At 65.1% G+C, this 17,741-nt stretch carries 15 protein-coding genes and 1 pseudogene; 7 read left to right on the forward strand and 9 right to left on the reverse strand.

Annotation, left to right across the window (positions count from 1 at the left end; translation table 11 throughout):
• The first annotated feature begins 1,540 nt into the window (after positions 1–1,540).
• Both ACNPNP_RS03090 and ACNPNP_RS03095 read left to right on the forward strand, forming a co-directional pair.
• Positions 1,541–2,869: a hypothetical protein gene (locus ACNPNP_RS03090; RefSeq protein WP_448964597.1), complete on the forward strand. Its 1,329-nt coding sequence runs from the start codon at positions 1,541–1,543 to the stop codon at positions 2,867–2,869.
• A gap of 384 nt (positions 2,870–3,253) precedes the next feature.
• Complete coding sequence (locus ACNPNP_RS03095; protein ID WP_448964598.1) at positions 3,254–4,621, forward strand: hypothetical protein; 1,368 nt, start codon at positions 3,254–3,256, stop codon at positions 4,619–4,621.
• A 154-nt stretch (positions 4,622–4,775) separates the two neighbouring features.
• Here the strand turns inward: ACNPNP_RS03095 and ACNPNP_RS03100 are convergent.
• Positions 4,776–5,077, reverse strand: a pseudogene (locus ACNPNP_RS03100) (helix-turn-helix domain-containing protein); the annotation flags it as partial.
• 240 nt (positions 5,078–5,317) lie between these two features.
• Entirely contained in the window at positions 5,318–5,716 is a 399-nt protein-coding gene (locus ACNPNP_RS03105; RefSeq protein ID WP_448964599.1) for a VOC family protein, read from the reverse strand.
• Positions 5,717–5,860: 144 nt separating this feature from the next.
• Between ACNPNP_RS03105 and ACNPNP_RS03110 the strand changes: the two genes are divergently transcribed.
• The 3 genes from ACNPNP_RS03110 to ACNPNP_RS03120 all read left to right on the forward strand — a co-directional run bounded on the left by ACNPNP_RS03110 (position 5,861) and on the right by ACNPNP_RS03120 (position 7,572).
• Positions 5,861–6,535: a hypothetical protein gene (locus ACNPNP_RS03110; protein ID WP_448964600.1), complete on the forward strand. Its 675-nt coding sequence runs from the start codon at positions 5,861–5,863 to the stop codon at positions 6,533–6,535.
• Positions 6,536–6,661: 126 nt separating this feature from the next.
• Positions 6,662–7,069: a DUF4279 domain-containing protein gene (locus ACNPNP_RS03115; RefSeq protein ID WP_448964601.1), complete on the forward strand. Its 408-nt coding sequence runs from the start codon at positions 6,662–6,664 to the stop codon at positions 7,067–7,069.
• Positions 7,066–7,572, forward strand: coding sequence for a hypothetical protein (locus ACNPNP_RS03120; RefSeq protein WP_448964602.1), 507 nt, complete (start codon positions 7,066–7,068; stop codon positions 7,570–7,572). The genes ACNPNP_RS03115 and ACNPNP_RS03120 overlap by 4 nt, the downstream gene beginning before the upstream one ends.
• Before the next feature lie 24 nt (positions 7,573–7,596).
• Here ACNPNP_RS03120 and ACNPNP_RS03125 read toward each other — a convergent pair whose 3' ends face one another.
• From ACNPNP_RS03125 to ACNPNP_RS03145, 5 genes are all read right to left on the reverse strand, one after another.
• Positions 7,597–8,226, reverse strand: coding sequence for a histidine phosphatase family protein (locus ACNPNP_RS03125; protein ID WP_448964603.1), 630 nt, complete (start codon positions 8,224–8,226; stop codon positions 7,597–7,599).
• A 71-nt stretch (positions 8,227–8,297) separates the two neighbouring features.
• Positions 8,298–8,720: an arsenate reductase ArsC gene (locus ACNPNP_RS03130; protein WP_448964604.1), complete on the reverse strand. Its 423-nt coding sequence runs from the start codon at positions 8,718–8,720 to the stop codon at positions 8,298–8,300.
• The gene (locus tag ACNPNP_RS03135) at positions 8,717–9,718 is read right to left on the reverse strand and encodes a metalloregulator ArsR/SmtB family transcription factor (protein ID WP_448964605.1); all 1,002 of its coding nucleotides are present in this window, start codon (positions 9,716–9,718) and stop codon (positions 8,717–8,719) included. The genes ACNPNP_RS03130 and ACNPNP_RS03135 overlap by 4 nt, the downstream gene beginning before the upstream one ends.
• Positions 9,715–10,809 carry an ACR3 family arsenite efflux transporter gene (gene arsB / locus ACNPNP_RS03140; RefSeq protein ID WP_448964606.1) on the reverse strand — a complete coding sequence of 365 codons (1,095 nt, stop codon included), beginning with the start codon at positions 10,807–10,809 and terminating at the stop codon, positions 9,715–9,717. The genes ACNPNP_RS03135 and arsB overlap by 4 nt, the downstream gene beginning before the upstream one ends.
• A gap of 56 nt (positions 10,810–10,865) precedes the next feature.
• Complete coding sequence (locus ACNPNP_RS03145; protein ID WP_448964607.1) at positions 10,866–12,158, reverse strand: NAD(P)-binding domain-containing protein; 1,293 nt, start codon at positions 12,156–12,158, stop codon at positions 10,866–10,868.
• 83 nt (positions 12,159–12,241) lie between these two features.
• On the opposite strand from ACNPNP_RS03145, the gene ACNPNP_RS03150 reads away from it, so the two are divergent.
• Together ACNPNP_RS03150 and ACNPNP_RS03155 are read left to right on the forward strand one after the other, a co-directional pair.
• A complete protein-coding gene (locus tag ACNPNP_RS03150) occupies positions 12,242–12,583 on the forward strand; it encodes an ArsR/SmtB family transcription factor (RefSeq protein WP_448964608.1) in 342 nt (113 codons plus the stop codon).
• Positions 12,580–13,752, forward strand: a complete 1,173-nt coding sequence (locus tag ACNPNP_RS03155) for an MFS transporter (protein WP_448964609.1) — start codon at positions 12,580–12,582, stop codon at positions 13,750–13,752. The genes ACNPNP_RS03150 and ACNPNP_RS03155 overlap by 4 nt, the downstream gene beginning before the upstream one ends.
• Positions 13,753–13,758: 6 nt before the next feature.
• Here ACNPNP_RS03155 and ACNPNP_RS03160 read toward each other — a convergent pair whose 3' ends face one another.
• Together ACNPNP_RS03160 and ACNPNP_RS03165 are read right to left on the reverse strand one after the other, a co-directional pair.
• Positions 13,759–16,815 carry an alpha-mannosidase gene (locus tag ACNPNP_RS03160; protein WP_448964610.1) on the reverse strand — a complete coding sequence of 1,019 codons (3,057 nt, stop codon included), beginning with the start codon at positions 16,813–16,815 and terminating at the stop codon, positions 13,759–13,761.
• Positions 16,816–16,846: 31 nt separating this feature from the next.
• The gene (locus tag ACNPNP_RS03165) at positions 16,847–17,740 is read right to left on the reverse strand and encodes a carbohydrate ABC transporter permease (RefSeq protein ID WP_448964611.1); all 894 of its coding nucleotides are present in this window, start codon (positions 17,738–17,740) and stop codon (positions 16,847–16,849) included.
• Position 17,741: the final 1 nt, after the last annotated feature.

Consider the following 17,741-nt stretch of genomic DNA (forward strand, 5'->3'; position numbering starts at 1 on the left):
CGCCCACCGGCTAGTGCCACCCCGAGAAGACCAGAGAAGACTGGCCGCTACCGCAGAAGGGAACTCGAATGCTGACCGACATCCCTAGTCGAGAATCGCACGGCTCACCTCCGACTCAACTGTCATCAGCGCATCGGCGACGGCAGCGCCGGAGACGGCGTCGCATGGAACGGCACTACCGGATGGAAAGCCTCTTTGTGACACGGCTCAAGCAGATCGCTCTCGCAGTCGTCCTCGCTGCGGGTGCCGCGCTCATGATTTATGCATTCGTCTTCTATGAATGAGATCTGTCCCACCCGCACACGACAAGTCATCGTGGCTGAGTAGCCGATCTTCGATGCCGGAACGCCGGTCAACCGTAGCTAGGCTCAAACGGTGCGGAAAGAGCTTTCGAATGCCAGAAGAGTTCCTACTAACTCGCTCCTTGTGAGTGCGGCCTTCGGTGCACTCCAAGCACTACTGTTCGTTGCCGTTGTGCCTGTAACGACTGCACTGGCCATCTCCGCACCGCCCGCGTACGCTGCGGTCGCGGGTGTCCACAACATTTTCCCCTTCCTCGCCAGGCTCGTTACCGGAGTGCCCGGCATGGCGACGGTTACCGCATTCGTGACCGGGCTGCTGATTTCTGCGGTCTCTCCACTAGGACCTTTGTCGGCAATCCCGATGCTCGCTGCGGCAATTGCTTTCGATGTGGTTCTGCTATGGAAACGGACGGTCCCGGTTTCAGCTGGGCGGGTACTTCTTGGTGCGATCACCGCCGGAGCATGCTTGTTCTTCGTTTCGCTACCCGTGTTCTCTCCGGAGCACCTGGTCATGCCCGTTCTCGCTATGACTCTGGTAGCGCGTCTAATGGGGGAAGCGGTCGTCGCCGGTGCGGTCCTGGTGCTCCGAAGAGCACTCACTCGCGCGGGCGTGATCGCTCGATAAGGCCTTTGCACCTCTCACGACAATCGGAGCGGATGCCCTCACGACGTCCTTCACCCCCGATTCACCCAACTCCCTGCGTGACAAATCGCAGCATCGGACGTCTCATGGATAGAGCGAGTTGTTGCACTCGTGGGGAGTGTTGCGACAACGAGTTACAAGCTGGGGCCCCGTGGGGCGGGGATCGGGATTCACCTGGGGGAATGGCGCTTGTGGCCGTCGCTGGGGCGGCGGCCACAAGCTTCGTACCGACGACGAGGTACAACAGCACCTACTGTGCCGGGATCAACTTGTGCTGGCGTTCTGCATCGGTCTCGATGATCGAAACCCGTTCTTCGGTGTGAGCGCGATGTGAGTGTCTGCGTTGCCTCCTCACCCATCCCTAGCGGGCATCCGTGACCAATCTGCAGGGTTTTCATCCTCGATTCACCCCAGCGACGACCCTCGACCACGTAGTCAGAGACATGTTCCGCGCTCCTGACAATCTCACCGCGCCACCACTCCAGGGTGAAAGCGGGGTGAAATTACTCGAGTACCTCTCAAGATGTCGATAGGAACAGTCATAGGTAAGTCAGGGGCGTGATCGCGTTCCGTTAAAGGGAAGGTGCCGTTCTCCGTGGCCGAGAAGGACAACACACAGTTCACCAGTGACGTCGCGGACGTGACGACGGAAACCCCAGCGAGAAGAGGTATTGCTCGGCGCACGCTCATCAAGTCGACTGCGTGGTCCGTGCCCGTCATTGCCGTAGCGGTCGCCACCCCGTTGGCAGCAGCGTCGACTGGCACACCCACCCTGGAGTTCGGCGGGCCCTATGCATTGTCTGGTTGCGCCGTCTCGCAGGGAGTCACGGTGACGGCCACTTCCGACGGCACCACCCCGGTTGCAGGAACGCCAATCGTTGTGTCGCTTCCGGCAGGGCTGAACTGGGCAGACGGCACCGTGGGTAACAAGACGGTGACCACCGACGCGAGCGGGCAGGCGGTATTGCCCGACATCAACACCTCAGCGGTCGGTGGCACCTACACCCTCACAGCAGCAGGCAACGGAACCACCGCGACTGGCACCGTCACCACCACCGATGCCACCACCGCGAGGGTGTGGCGTAGCTCTGACGGCTTCATGTGGAACTTCACGAGCGTCGCCGCCGGAGCGGTTGCTATCGGACATGACACCTACCTGACGGCGGGCGGCGACCTATACTTCGGCGATCAGCTCGTCGCATCGGACGTGAGCAGCGCTGCAACCGGACTCGTGGGTGTGGAAGCGAACGATCCTCATCTGACATTCGTCCAGAACGGGGTGGCGAGCTCGTGGAGCGCCGCCAGTGGTGCTACCAGTACGTTCGGTGCTGTCCCTGCTGGAGCGTCTGCCCTCGGACACGCTACCTTCCTGACGGCTGGTGGGGATCTCTACTACGGCAATGACCTCATCGCATCTGGCGTTAGCAGCGCCACAACAGGGCTCCTGGGTGGGGAGGCAAACCTGCCCCACGTGACATTCGTCCAGAACGGGGAAGCGAAGTCGTGGAGTCTGCAGACGGGCACCACGAACACATATGCCGCTGTCCCGGCGGGGGCAGTGAGTGTCGGACACGCCACCTTCCTGACGGCTGGTGGGGATCTCTACTACGGCAATGACCTCATCGCATCTGGCGTTAGCAGCGCCACAACAGGGCTCCTGGGTGCGGAGGCAAACCTGCCCCACGTGACATTCGTCCAGAACGGGGAAGCGAAGTCCTGGAGCCTTGAGACGGGCACCACAAACACGTACGGTGCTGTCCCTGCTGGAGCGGCTCCTGTGGGACACGCCACGTACCTGACGGCTGGTGGGGATCTCTACTACGGCAATGACCTCCTCGCAGCTGGGGTAACTTCCGCCACTACTGCACTCATCGGGGCAAACAAGAACGATCCCCACGTCACCTACTCCCAGTGGAGCTGCTGACGAACTAGTCCCGCTCCTTATGAGCGGGCAAGGAGTGCCGTGGAACGCTCGGCCCGCTTCCACGGCACTCTCATGGCACCCGCCCCCCTCAACCTGACGCCTCGCTTCACCTCCCGGAAAGCGCAGGCGAGTCTTTCAGTCGCCGGCTTCTGACAATCTCGCCGCGACACAGTCTCAGGGTGAGAGCGGGGTGAAATCGCTCGAATCATCACCACGACCGCGATAGGAACGTACTAAGTAGGTCAGGAGCGATTCGGAGCGGATCGCGACCGGGGCGGCGTGTGGGTCTCTCTCCAGAGTGTGCTCTTGCCCTTCCCGTGGACCGTCGAGTGTCGAATGTTCATTGGGAGAGGGAAGTTGACCGGAATGTCAAAGGATCACACAGTGTCGTCCGCTCAGGCGTCGGGGGGCGCACAACTGGGTTCAGAGAAGCAGTCGGGCGGTATCCCCCGCCGAACGATCGTCAAGGGCGCAGCATGGAGCGTGCCAGTCATCGCGGTCGCTATCGCCACGCCGTTGGCAGCCGCCTCAGTGGGCGGGGTCACATTGGAGTTCACCAACGGCCCCTACAGCGTGAACGGCTGTTCGGATCTGACGGACGTCACGATCGCCGTCACGACCGACGGTACGACCCCTGCTGCTGGGGCCGCAGTCACCGTCGTCTTGCCGGACGGGTTGAGCTGGGCCGATGGAGCGACGGGGCCCCGCGCTTTCGTCAGTGATCCGAACGGGAACGTCGTGCTTCCGGCCATTCGAGCCACGAACGTGAGCGGCACGCCGACACTGGCCGCGTCTACACCCGGCGCGAATGCATCGGCGCCCGTGACGGTCGCCGCTCAGGTCGGAGCGAAGATCTACAACATAGCTCCCGACGAGATCCACACGGCGTCCGGAGTTCCACTGGGGTCCGTCGCGGTCGGTCACGGCACCTACCTGTCGCCTGCGGGCGAACTGATGTTCTTCAACACTGGTAACGGTACGGCGATGCCGCTTGCGACGGACGTGACCAGCGGCACCACGGTGCTTCTTGGTGGCACTCAGTCGTACTCGACATACGTGACCGGCGGCGTCGCTACGGTGCAGGACGTCGCGACGGGCACCACGGTCACCGCGGCCGGCGTCCCCTCGGGTTCCACCACTGTCGGACATGCCACGTTCCTCGCCCCGAACGGTGATCTGTACTACTTCAACGGCTCGACGAACACTTCTGTTCTCATCGCATCCGCGGTCTCGAGTGCCAAAGTGGAGCTCGTCGGCGGAACTGAGCCTGTCGTCACGTATGTTGCTGGCGGCGTAGCGATGGCCTACAACGCGGCGACTGCAAGCTACGTGACTGCAACGGGTGTCCCGGCCGGTGCGACAGCTGTAGGACACGCCACCTATCTGGCCGCCGACGGCATCCTGTACTACTTCCGTGCGGCCACCAACACTGCGGTCACCGTCGGTTCTGGGATCACCAGCGCGCCCACCGCGCTCCACAGCGGAACTCAGCCGTACATCACGCTCGTCACCACGGGCATCCCGGCCATCTACGACGTCACCAATGGCACCTACACGACCGCCACCGGCGTTCCCGCGGGCACCACCGTGGTCGGTCATGCCACGTACCTGGCGCCGAACGGAGACCTGGTGTATTACAACGCGGGGACGGGTGCACCGATCGTCCTGGATAGTGCGGTCACCAGCGCCTCCGTGCACCTGTACGGAGGAACCCTCCCCATCGCCACTTACACGCACGCCCTGGTCTGCTAAGCAGCAGGCAGGAAAAGCGGCACGCGTCAGGTCATGACACGTGCCGCTTTTCTTTCACCGAGCTGCACAGCAGATCTTCGCATTCATAGGGCCCCTTGCCGAGCAGCCCTAGGGTCATCCAGGCGCTGCTGAAACCGATTCGGATCTCTGTGAGCACGCGCAGACCGGTGGACTGGTCAACGTGGGCCAGCAATGGCATCGAGTATCGGGAGAGCACGCGGCCGACCGTCGAACGGTGCAGCCCCAAGTGATACGCGATGCGGTGCGGGCCCCAGCGACGGGTGAACGCAACGCGATGACACGACGCTCGATGCGTCGCGGAAGCTGGTTCGGACAGCACCGCGGCCTGGAACTGCGATCGGTTAACGGCTGTCCAGATCGTTAGCGATCGACCCATCGTTTCGCGGTCCCCGGCGAGCACTGGAACCGTTCAGCCGCACGCCGAAGCGACCAGCCTGGCCGGAGGCCTTCGCCATGTCACGCGTTCACAACCTCCCGAGGAAATACACCTAGACCTCTCAGGGCGGTGGACAGTATTTCCGCGATGCTATCGGCACCCAAGCAACTTCCGCGCACGTCAGCAGAAAGTACATCTGCACATGTGGGTTGTCTCGTCACTCATCTGTCTCGTAACCCATCGGATACGCGACAATGCGCGCCGGAGGCTCGGCCCTTCGGCTGTGCACGCGCTCTGGTTCACTCCGGAGAGGCGGTGGCGACGACCTCGGCTTTGAACCCAGCAGAGTTTTCGATCCAGCCTGCATAGTGGTCCTCGCCACCCGCATGCGGATAGCGATCCTGATAGAGCGGATGCCAACCGTGTGCGGGCGCGTCCTCGATGATTGCGTCGACCTCCGCCGCAGACTCCGCCTTGAACGCCAAGTGATTCACTCCGGCCCGACGACGGTCGTGCACGGGCGTCGACAGGTTGGGCGAAGTCGTGATGGTGAGATATTCAGCGCCGGCCCTCCAAGACTGCCCTTCGGCCCAGGAGCGATCGAGCGCGAAACCTAATCTGCTCAGCAGCCAGCCCCACTCCGCTTGCGCCTCCGCAAGATCCGCAACCCACAATTCGACGTGATGGAAACCTGGCATCTCCCGATCCTGTCAGGCAGGCCGGCGTCTCATAACCTCACCTGTCTCAAAACCCATGGGATACGCGACGGTCGCCGCTGGCAGCCGCGCGGGTTGACCAATGCGATGCCCGCTCGCCCTGCGGACTGGGGTTACATTATGAGCATGCGCCGATCTCGCGTTCCTTTAGCATTGGCGATCGTGCTTGCAGCTTTCGGTACCACTGGTTGCATGCAACTAGGCGAATATGCGATGGGCACGGAATGCGAGAGCTTCTCGCAAGAAGTTGCGGAAGCTGTTCACGACGCCTACGGGGACAAGCCTCAGATCGACAACTTGTGGGCGGGTGAAGCCGCTGTCTGGTGCAGCTTCGATGTGCTCACAGGCAAGGACACCACATTTGATGAACGGTCCCGAGCCGAACTGCGAAGCGCAATCCAGGTGCTCCTTGAGGAGACATTCGACAGCGGCGTTGAAGTCACGCTCGTCTATGGAGACGACCAAGACTTCATCCTGTTGGATACTCGCGAGAGTGTCGTCCGGGCGGAGTGCAAAACGGTCTCGGAGCAGATTGAGGAGCTGGTGGTAGAACGCTACGGTGACGATGCCTACCTCTTCCAGGTACGGGCTCCTGCGACCTCTCCTGGAGATGCCGAGTGCAGCTTCGACGTCCTGACACAACAAGATTTGACTCCTGACGATCCCGTGCGGGTGGAAGTTCGCCAAGCGATTCAGGCAATTCTGCCCGTCGATGCGGAGGCCAACCTTGTCTACGCAGATGGCCGCGACCGGATTACAGACTCGGGTACGACCACCGAGCAGGCGCCAATCAGCGATTGAACGGAACGTCGGTGAAGCCGAATGTGTCTCGCAACCTCGGTGTCTCACAACGCATGGGTTATGCGACGCATGGGTTATGAGACAGGTCGACCGATTGCGAGACTTGGCAACAACTATGCTCACGTCATGATCAAATCTGGGCGCGCGTCTTTCGTCGTTCACTCAGACGCCACGACGCCGTCGGACATCTCCACGGCGCTTGACACCATTCCTACTGATGTCACGCTCCGCGGAACTATGACAAAGTCAGGCCGCACGCACGAGAAAAATATGTGGAGCGTCGACGTTGAACGCGTAGCAACTCGATTGATTGAGGACGCGGGAGTTGGCGCACTCGTCGAACTGCTCGCGCGCATGGAGCGTGCGGTCGGAAAAGTGGCTGCGCTTCCTCCGGACTGTGACGTCAGAATCTGGTGGTCAGCAGATTCTGACTCCGATCAAGGAGGATTCGTGCTGCCCATCGAGGTTGTCACACGCATTGCCGCTCTCGGTGTCGACGTTTTCGCGACCGTCTATCTCGGGGAACGAGTGTGAAGAACAACGACAAGGTGGGGGGTGTGCGCGCTAAGACGGTCTTCGGCTACACGCTGGCGGGCTTCGCCGTGCTGCTGGTTTTCGCATTTATTGGCGGCCAGATCGCCCTCAGCTTGTTTCTCCAGAGAGACGTTCCGGGAGATCAGCTGCGTTATCCGATCACATGGGGTCGTGCGAATGAGCCCGGCGCTTCACACAGCTCATTCATTGAGCTAGCAGAGGACGGGTCGGCCAAGCTCGTCGACGTAGTCATTGGTGAGATCCAGGTCGATGTTGATGATGTCGAGCCTCCCTGCGTCATCACAGGAGGCGGCTCATTCACCGGCACCGCGACCTGGGAGCTCGACGATGACGGCGCGCTCCGAATTCACTCGAAGGACGGTTCCGCGCTACTCTCGCCCGATTCGGCACGCTTCACAGGCGACGCGGACTGGACATCGATTCGGGAACAGTTCTGCGACGCGTCGTACGCGGACTACGCCGCCCGATCTGCGCGCCGATAGCGGCAGCATCTCAGAGACTCCGACTCAGTTGTGAGACCTGAGGTGGAAGGTGTCGTTCAGGCGAGCGACCGTGCGATTGTGGAAGTAGTCGTCTTCAACCAGTCGGGTGATGCTGCCGGAGTCCACCTTGAAACTCGCGTGGGTCAGAGCATCGAGCGGCATGCCGATCCAGCGAGCGATGACTAGGGTCGCGGATCCTCCGTGGGTGACGATGATCTTCTGTCGCGGGGAGTCGGACAGGATCATCTCCATACCTGCGTAAACGCGACGCGCCCATTGACGTTTCGTTTCTGCACCTTCGAGTCCTTCGTCATGGTCCATTCGTTCGCCGTCCAGCGGTGGCGGCACGAATCTCTCACGGAACCAGGCATCGGGCTCGCCCTCGCCGGCGCCGTAAGACTTCTCGCGTAGCTCGGCTAGCCATATCGGCTGAAGATCTAGTTGCTCCCCGATAGCAGCCGCCGTTTGGGCGGTCCGGCGAAGGTCGGAGCTATAGAGCGCTGCGTCCGACTGCATGCTCGTTGCAAGGGCCGATGCAATCCGTTGAGCCTGTTCGATTCCGCGCTCTGTCAGTTCCGAGTCGAACCATCCTCCGACGCGATGTTCCACGTGATGAGTTGCTTCGGGATGAGTCACGACGAAGAGTTCCTTCACATCCGCGATTAAAGCACGCCACTGCGCATCAGTTTGCGCCCCTCACTCCGGGCCTCGCGCCCTGTCTGCTGTCAGTTCCGATCGGAAGGGACCAGTTCACCCACGAGCGTCTCGATGCGCGCCCTGATCTCGTCGCGGATCGGGCGCACCGAGTCGATGCCCTGGCCTGCCGGGTCGTCGAGCTTCCAGTCCTCGTAGCGCTTGCCCGGGAAGAACGGGCAGGCGTCACCGCAGCCCATCGTGATGACGACATCAGAGGCCTGCACCGCTTCGGTGGTGAGCACCTTGGGCTGTTCGGCGGTGATGTCGATGCCGAGCTCGGCCATCGCGTCGACCGCGACGGGGTTGATCCGATCAGCCGGCACGGATCCTGCGGAGCGCACCTCGATGCGGTCGCCGGCGATGTCGCGGAGGAACCCGGCGGCCATCTGAGAGCGACCGGCATTGTGGACGCAGACGAACAGGACGGAGGGCTTGGTGGCGGTGTCGGTCATGAGGTCTCCTCGAGTAGTTCCTGGACGAGGTCGCGCACGCGGGCGGTGATGTCATCGCGGATGGCTTCGACGCCTTCGCGCGAGGCGAGGGCCGGGTCGCCGACAGCCCAGTCGTCATAGCGGACGCCGCGGATGATCGGGCACACATCCCCGCAGCCCATCGTGATGACGACATCCGCTGCCCTGACGGCGTCGTCGGTCAGCGGCTTCGGGAATCGCTCGGCGGCCGCGTCGCCCTCGATCTCGGCGAGCAGCGAGCGCACGTGCGGGTGGATGACGTCGGCGGGGCTGGATCCGGCCGAGCGCGCGACGACCCCGCCACCGGCGAGCTGATTGACGAGTGCGGCGGCGAGCTGCGAGCGGCCGGCGTTGGCGACGCAGACGAACAGCACCTGCGGCACTGCCGTGTCGCGGTCGCGGGTGAGATCGCTCAGTCGCTGCCTGGCGAAACGCTCTGCGAGCGGGATCAGGGCTGACGTCACCCGCGCGGTGCGGGCCAGGGCGGTGTACGACTCCCGAACGACGGTGAGGACGACCGCTTCGCCCACCTCCGGAACCTCGGCCGACAATTCCTGAGCGAGGCGGGTCACACGGGCATCGAAGTCCGGTCTCAGCGACGACTCGGATGCTCCATCCACGTCCGAGACTTCGACGGTGGCCGGCGCGAACGAGTCCAGCAAAGTCGTGACAGCGCGGCGCCGGTTCGGATTGATCCGGTACCAGACCCAGGTGCCGCGGCGCTCAGATGTCAGCACATCGACGTCCTTGAGGACCTTGAGGTGATGCGACACGGTCGGCTGCGACACCTCGGCGAGCTCGGCGAGGTCGCAGACGCAGGACTCGCCGCGGGGGTCGGAAGCGATCGCGGACAGCATGCGCAGCCGTAGGGGGTCGGACAGCGCCTTCAATGTCGCGGCGACCGAGGACGCGGCATCCTGACCGATCGCGTGCGTGCTCACGGGGCTGCAGTTCTCGTCAGCGGTCACGGCGACGCTCATGATGGTGTCCTCACATCGGTGTACGGATCGGTGTGGAACCAGCGTCTGGCCGCCCAGAGCGAGACGTAGACGAGACCGACGAGCACGGGCACTTCGATCAGCGGGCCGACGACGCCTGCGAGCGCCTGGCCGGACGTGGCACCGAACGTGCCGATGGCGACCGCGATCGCGAGTTCGAAGTTGTTGCCCGCCGCAGTGAAAGCCAGCGTCGATGAACGTGCATAGCCGAGGCCGAGGGCCTTGCCCGCCAGCAGCCCCACGAACCACATCACCGCGAAGTACACCAGCAGCGGCAGAGCGATCCGCGCCACGTCGAGCGGGCGGGAGGTGACCTGCTCCCCCTGCAGGGCGAACAGCAGCACGATGGTGAACAGCAATCCGTAGAGTGCCCACGGACCGATCTTCGGCAGGAACTTCTCCTCGTACCAGCCGCGGCCCTTGCGACGCTCCCCCACGAAGCGGGACGCGAACCCGGCCAGCAACGGGATGCCGAGGAAGATGAGCACGTTCAGGGCGATCGCCCCTACCGAGAAGTCCAGCCCCTGCGTGTCCAGCCCCAGCCATCCGGGGAGGACGGTGAGGTAGAACCAACCGAGCAGCGAGAACGCCACGACCTGGAAAACCGAGTTGATCGCGACGAGTACTGCAGCGGCCTCCCTGTCACCGCAGGCGAGGTCGTTCCAGATGACGACCATCGCGATGCATCGGGCGAGCCCGACGATGATGAGGCCGGTCCGGTACTCCGGCAGATCGGGCAGGAACATCCAGGCCAGGGCGAACATCAGCGCCGGGCCGATCAGCCAGTTCAGCACGAGGGACGAGACGAGCAGCTTCTTGTCACCCGTGACGGCTGCGATCTTGTCGTAGCGGACCTTGGCGAGGACCGGATACATCATCACCAGCAGGCCGAGCGCGATCGGGATCGAGATCCCTCCGACCTCGAGCCGGGCGAGAAGCGTCGACACGCCGGGGACGAAACGCCCGAGCAGGATGCCGACGAGCATCGCGAGCCCGATCCACAGCGGCAGCCACCGATCCAACGCCGACAGGCGGCGCGTCGCGGCCGGTGCGAGAACGGTCGGCGCGCTCACACGCGGGCCGTTACGGGCAGTTGATTCGACATGTGTCTATATTGACATCCATCGAATCAAGACACAACCGGACGCAAGCCGATCTGCAGGACGGCGGGTGTGGCGCAACAGCTTCCCGCGTCGTCACCGAAGTCGCCGGACCCGCCGCAGACTCCGGTGTCCGGCAGGACGAGTTCGTTGCGTGCGGCAGCCTCGTGGTCGCCCGCGAGGTGCGCAGTGACGCTGCGAACCTGCTCGTACCCCGTCAGTGCGAGGAAGGTCGGGGCGCGTCCGTAGGACTTCGCCCCGACGATGAAGAAGTCCGGCTCCGGCTGCACGAGCTCCCTGGCTCCGGTCGCCCCCACCGAACCGCACGAGTGGATGTTCGGATCGATCTCGGAGGCGATCCCTGCGACGGCGTCGAGGGTCGGATCGAGGTCGATGCGCAGTTCACGCAGCAGTTGCACGTCAGGACGGAACCCGGTCAACGCGAACACGTGCGCGACGCCGGAGACCTCGCGTCCGTCTTCGGCCACGACCGTGAGCACTCCGTCGTCGCGCCGGAACTCCGCCACCCGGAAGCCTGTCATGAGGTCGACAAGAGCGTCATCGATCGCATCGCGGGCGCGCGATCCGAGCGCCGCGCGCTCTGGGAGCTCGTCGCCGAGTCCGCCGCCGAAGACGTTCGCAGCGCTCCCCCGGCGCAGCATCCACGTCACCCTCGTACCGGGCGATCGCCGTGCCAGTTCGCTCAACCGCAGGACCGCATGGGTTGCCGAATGCCCTGCACCGACGACCACGACGTGCGATCCGGCGAGTGCGGAGACGTCATCCGGAATCCGGTACGACACCGACGCCTGCGCCTCACCCGGAGCGGGGAACCCGTCTGCGCCCGCCGGGTTGGGCAGAGCCCAGGTGCCGCTCGCATCGATCACCGACCTGGCGATCAGCCGGGTCTCATTGCCGTCCCGATCGATCACGTGCACGACGAACGGCTGATCCCTGCGCCCGCCGTCGACGACCTTGTCCCGCCCCTGGCGAGCGATGCCCGTCACCGTCGCGGCGTATCGCACGCGCTCCCCGAGGATCTCTGCGAGAGGAGCGAGATAGTCGCGCACCCACTCGTCTCCGGTCGGATACCCCGAGACGGGAGCGGACCATCCGGTGGGCTCGAGAAGGCGTCGTGCCGCCGCATCCGTCAACTCCGGCCACGCGGAGAACAGACGCACGTGACCCCACTCGGTCACCGCGGCCGCCGGCCCGTCGCCGCTCTCGATGACGATGACCTCGACACCGCGGTCGACGAGGTGCGCCGCTGCGGCAAGGCCCTGCGGGCCCGCTCCGATGACGACGACGGGATGCTCTGACATCACAGCTCCTCAGATTGAAGTTCTTCGATATGAAGACTGTCACCCATCTATCGATGAATGTCAATACGTGCAAGAATACGGGTGTGAGCCTTCCGACCACCATCGACGCGAGCACCTGCTGCGTGCCCCGCGTCACGTCGTCATTGACGACCGAGGACGCGGAGCGGGTGTCGCGTGTGTTCAAGGCCCTCGGCGATCCCACCCGCGTCAGACTGCTCTCGCTCATCGCAGCCGGCGACGGCGGCGAGGCATGCATCTGCGACCTCACAGAGCCGGTCGGACTCTCCCAGGGCACGGTCTCGCATCATATGAAGCTGCTCACGGATGCGGGGCTGGTCACACGGGAGCAGCGGGGCAAGTGGGCGTACTTCGCCCTCAACGACGGCGCGCTGGATGCCGCCGCCGCCGCGCTCCGCCCGGCATGACCGCTGTGCAGTCCCCCTCCCGTCTGGGGGGCCGACTGACCGCGCTCTCCGTCGGGCAGGTCATCAGCTGGGGCATCCTGTTCTATGCGCTCATCGTCGCTTCGCCGGAGATCGCGCAGGACACGGGCTGGCCGGTCGCGCTCGTCACCCTGTCGTTCTCCTCCGGACTCATCGCCTCGGCCCTCGCCGGCGTCTTCGTCGGACGATGGCTCGATGCGTACGGCCCTCGCCTCATCATGACCATCGGCAGCGTCGTCGGCCCGATCGGGGTCGCCGTCGTCGCACTCGCACCGGATCTCGCGGTGTTCACCGGCGGATGGGTGATCGCCGGCATCGCCCAGTCAGCGGTGCTCTATCAGGCGGCCTTCACCGTGATCGCGCGCCGGTACGGGGACCGCCGACGCGGCGCGATGACGATCCTGACCCTGGCCGGCGGGCTCGCATCCACGATCTTCGCGCCCGTCGTCGCCGGTCTCCTCACGATCACCGACTGGCGCACGACCTTCCTGATCCTCGCCGCAGCGTTGCTGATCACCACGGTGCCGCTGCACTGGTTCAGCCTCGAGCGCAGGTGGAACCCGGTCGTCCACGACGGCGATGAGAACACGCACTCCGTGAGCTCGGTCATCCGCACGAGACGATTCTGGATGCTGGAGGCATCCATGCTCACCCTCTCAGCGGCCCTGTTCAGCGTGACGCTGGCGCTGATCCCGCTGTTCACCGAGAAGGGCATGAGCTACGAGCTCGCCGCATGGGCGCTCGGCCTCCTCGGGGCGGGGCAGGTGATCGGGCGGCTGCTCTACGTCGCCATCCCGCACACCGCAGCGCCCTGGATCCCGCTCGCCGCCACTGCCGGTCTCAGCGCGGCGTTCCTCGCCCTCCTCGCTCTGGTCCCCGGACCGCCCTGGTTGCTCATCTCGATCGGCATCGCCGCCGGCGCCGTCCGCGGTGCGCAGACGCTCGTGCAGGGCTCGGCTGTGGCAGACCGATGGGGCACGCGGAACTACGGGGCCATCAACGGCGTGTTCGCCGCCCCCATCACACTTGTCGGCGCCCTCGGCCCCGCGCTCGGTCCGCTTCTCGCCGTCGCGACCGGCTCCTATTCGGCGATGGCCCTCATCGCCGTGGGGCTGGCCGCCCTCTCGCTCGCGTTCGCCCGCTTCTCCTGACGGCGCTCATCCGCGGGCGAAGCGCACCGTGACGATCTGGAACGGGCGCAGCTCGAGCCGTACACCGTCACCGTCACCGTCACCGTCGCCGTCACCGTCGAATGAGACTCCGTCGTCGGCGACCTCGCGTTCGAGCAGGTCGGTCTGACGCGCCGCGGTGAACGGGAATCCGGTGGTGAGCGTCGCCTTCGCCCTGGTCCCCAGAGCTTCGTATGCGCGCACCACGACGTCGCCGGTGCCGTCCTCGGCGAACTTGACCGCTTCGACGACCACGCCGTGATGATCGACGCTCACGAGCGGCTCGATCGCGTCGACCGCGGTGTTCTGGAGGCGGCGAGGGGGGAGGTTGATGTGATATCCCTCGGCGATCGTCTCGGCGACATCCGCGCCGATCACCAGCCCGACCCGCAGCTCGTGATGCCCCTGGTCCTGCGTGGGATCGGGGAACAGGGCAGAGCGGATGAGCGACAGCCGTGCGATCGTGATGGTGCCGCCGCGCTCATCACGCCGTTCGCGGGTGATGTCGTGGCCGTACGTCGAGTCGTTCACGATCGCGGCGCCGAAGTCCGGCTCGGCGACCCGGATCCATCGGTGTGCGACCGTCTCGAACCGTGCGGCATCCCAGGACGTGTTCGTGTGCGTCGCGCGTTCGATGTGCCCGAACTGGATCTCCGACGCGGCGCGATCGGTGTGCAGGTCGAGGGGGAAGGCGAACTTGAGCATCTTCTGCTTCTCGTGCCAGTCCAGTTCGAGGGCGAACGACAGCACCCGCGAGCCCTCGCGCAGGCTGATGCGTTCGATGACTGCGGACGCCCCGAACCGGCGCTCGACGACGAGGGCCGTCCCGTCGACGTCGATCGAGACCGTTTCGGTCAGATCGGTGACGGTGTTGCGGTAGTGCACGTCCACGTCCCAGGCATCCCACTGCGTCGGGGTGTCCCGGTGCAGTTGCAGAAGACCCGCGGGTCGGCCGGGCATCACGAGGTCCCGGCCCGTGGCGATGTCGACAGCAGAGACGACCAGGCCGCGGTCGTCCACCGTCGCACGGACGATGCCGTTGTCGAGCACCCATCCCGCGGTTCCCTCGCGGCGAGGAGCGACCTCCTCGGTGTCGCCGTCGGCGCCGGCGCCGAGCGCTGCGACGCCCTCCCTGGCGTGCGGAGATGCGTTCGCGACGAGTGTCATCGCGCCTTCGCCGGCGAGCGCCCGCAGGCTGTCGGAGATGATCTCCTCGAGCTCGCGCGCCACGAAGGCGTAGTTGCGTTCGGCGTCCTGATAGACCCATGCGATCGACGACCCGGGGAGGATGTCGTGGAACTGCTGCAGCAGGACGGTCTCCCAGACCCGCTGGAGGCGCTCGGCGGGATAGGGGATGCCGAGTCGGACGCTCGCCGTCGTGGCCCAGAGCTCCGCCTCGCGCAGCAGGTGCTCGCTGCGCCGATTGCCCCGTTTGGTGGCGAGCTGGCTCGTGTACGTGCCGCGGTGGAACTCGAGGTACAGCTCTCCCGACCACACCTCGGGGTGGGGGTACTCCGCCTCAGCGGTCTCGAAGAACTGCCGTGGCGTGCTGTGCACGACGCGAGGCGACCCTTCGAGCGATGCGGTGCGCGCAACCGCTGCCGTCATCTCGCGCGTCGGGCCGCCGCCGCCGTCGCCGTAGCCGTAGGGAAGGAGCGAGACCGTGGCGCGGCCCTTGTCGGCGAAGTTGCGCTCCGCGTGGGCGAGCTCGTCCGCTGTGACACGGGAGTTGTAGGTGTCGACGGGCGGGAAGTGCGTGAACAGCCGCGTGCCGTCGATTCCCTCCCATTGGAACGTGTGGTGCGGGAACTTGTTCGTCTCGTTCCAGGAGATCTTCTGCGTCAGGAACCAGCGCGTGCCGGCCGCTCTGGCGATCTGCGGCAGTGCTCCCGAATAGCCGAACGAGTCCGGAAGCCACGCTTCGGGGGTGTCGATCCCGAATTCACGCAGGAAGAACGACTTGCCGGCGACGAACTGCCTGGCCATCGCCTCCGACCCCGGCATGTTCGTGTCGGATTCGACCCACATGCTCCCGACCGGGATGAACCTGCCCTCCGCCACACGCGCGCGGATGCGCTCGAACAGGTCGGGGTAGTACTCCTTCACCCACGCGTACTGCTGCGCGCTGGAGGCGACGAAGACGAACTCAGGGTCCTCATCCATGAGGGACAGGACGTTCGAGAAGGTCCGCGCCACCTTGCGGACCGTCTCTCGCACGGGCCACAGCCACGCGGAATCGATGTGCGCATGCCCGACCGCGTGCAGAGCGTGGGCGGACGCGGAGGCCGGCTTCGCGAGCACGGGAGCGAGGACGTCGCGCCCTGCGCGTGCGGTCCCGGCGACGTCATCGGGGTCGACGACGTCGATCATCCGCTCCAGGGCGACGAGTATCTCGGCGCGGCGCGGAGATCCCTCGTCGAGCTCCTCGGCGAGGCCGCGCAGTGCGAGCGTGTCGGCCAGCAGATCCGCGACCTCGAGGTCGCGGAGGCGCACGTCGACATGGCGCAGCGTGTAGATCGGGTCGCCGCCCGCCGTCGCGAGATCGCCGACGGGCGTCGGGTCGAATGAGAAGAGGCTTCCGACGTCCGGATTGGACGCCGCCTCGATGTAGACGTCCACGTCGCCGTCGTGGTCCACCGCTTCGGCGACGGCGTTGTTGAGCGGGGCGATCCCTCGAACGGGCCTGCCTGCCGCATCCCACACCATCGCCTCGCACTGGAATCCCGGCTGCCCCTCGGTGAAACCGAGATCGACCACGAGCTCGGCGCGCGTGCGCGGCGGCAGAGACCCCTCGGCATCCCGCCACGACGCGGGGACGACGCCCTGCAGGCGGAACCACGTCGTCCCCCACGGGCGTCCCCACAGATCGCCGGGAGCGATCGGCGTGTACTCGCCGGCCGCGGCCTCCGCGAACGGCACCGGCTCGCCGGCGGCGTCCCAGCGTGCGGTTGCGATCGGCGCGGATGCACGGTGGATGCGAGTGCGCAGGCGCTCGCGGATGAAGCGATCGACGCGGAGGAGGGCGAGTCGGGAACGGTCGTGCATGGAGGCTCCTTAAGGAGGTGAGGGGTCGGGGTCAGCCCTTGACAGAACCGGCGAGCGCGAACGACGAGCCGGAGAGCTTCTGGACGATGACATACAGGACGACCATCGGTGCCGCGTAGAGCACCGAGTACGCTGCGAGCTGGCCGTAGGCGATCGAGCCGTACTGTCCGAAGAAGTTGAAGATGGACACGGCGGCGGGAAAGCGGTCGGACGTGAACAGGAGCACGAACGGGACGAAGAAGTTCCCCCACGCGCCGGTGAAGACGAAGATGAACACCACACCGATGCCCGGCCGCATGAGCGGTACGACGATGCGCGCCAGCGCCTGCATCGAACTCGCGCCGTCGACCCAGGCTGCCTCTTCGAGCGAGATCGGCACGGAGTCCATGAAGTTCTTCAGCATCCAGATCGCCATCGGCAGCGACGTCGCCGACATGAACACGATGACGCCCCACGTGGAATCGAGCAGGCCGAACGACACGAACAGGGAGTACACCGGAACCATCATGGCCGTGATCGGCAGACCGGTGCCGAAGAGGATCGCGTACATGAACGGCTTCTGGTACCTGGCCGCGTACCGCGACAGCGGGTAGGCCGCCAACAGCGAGACGAGCACGGTGATGACGGCGGTCCCGAGGGATATCAGCACCGAGTTGAGCAGCGGCAGCCAGGTGAGCTCCCACGTCATGACACCCGTGTAGTTGTCGAGCGTCCACGACTCGGGCACCCGCATCGACACCGTGGCATTCGCATCGAACGACGCGAACACGACCCATAGGAGCGGAACGAGGAAGAGCACGCCGATGATGCTCAGAATGATGGATGCCGTCACAGTGTGGGCTCGTCTGCGCGGGGCCGCCACACTCAGCGACTTCCGCCCGGGGGCGACGAGCGTGCGCGTCTCGGTCATGGTCTGAACGGCCATC

The sequence above is a fragment of the Microbacterium xerophyticum genome, assembly GCF_053543555.1.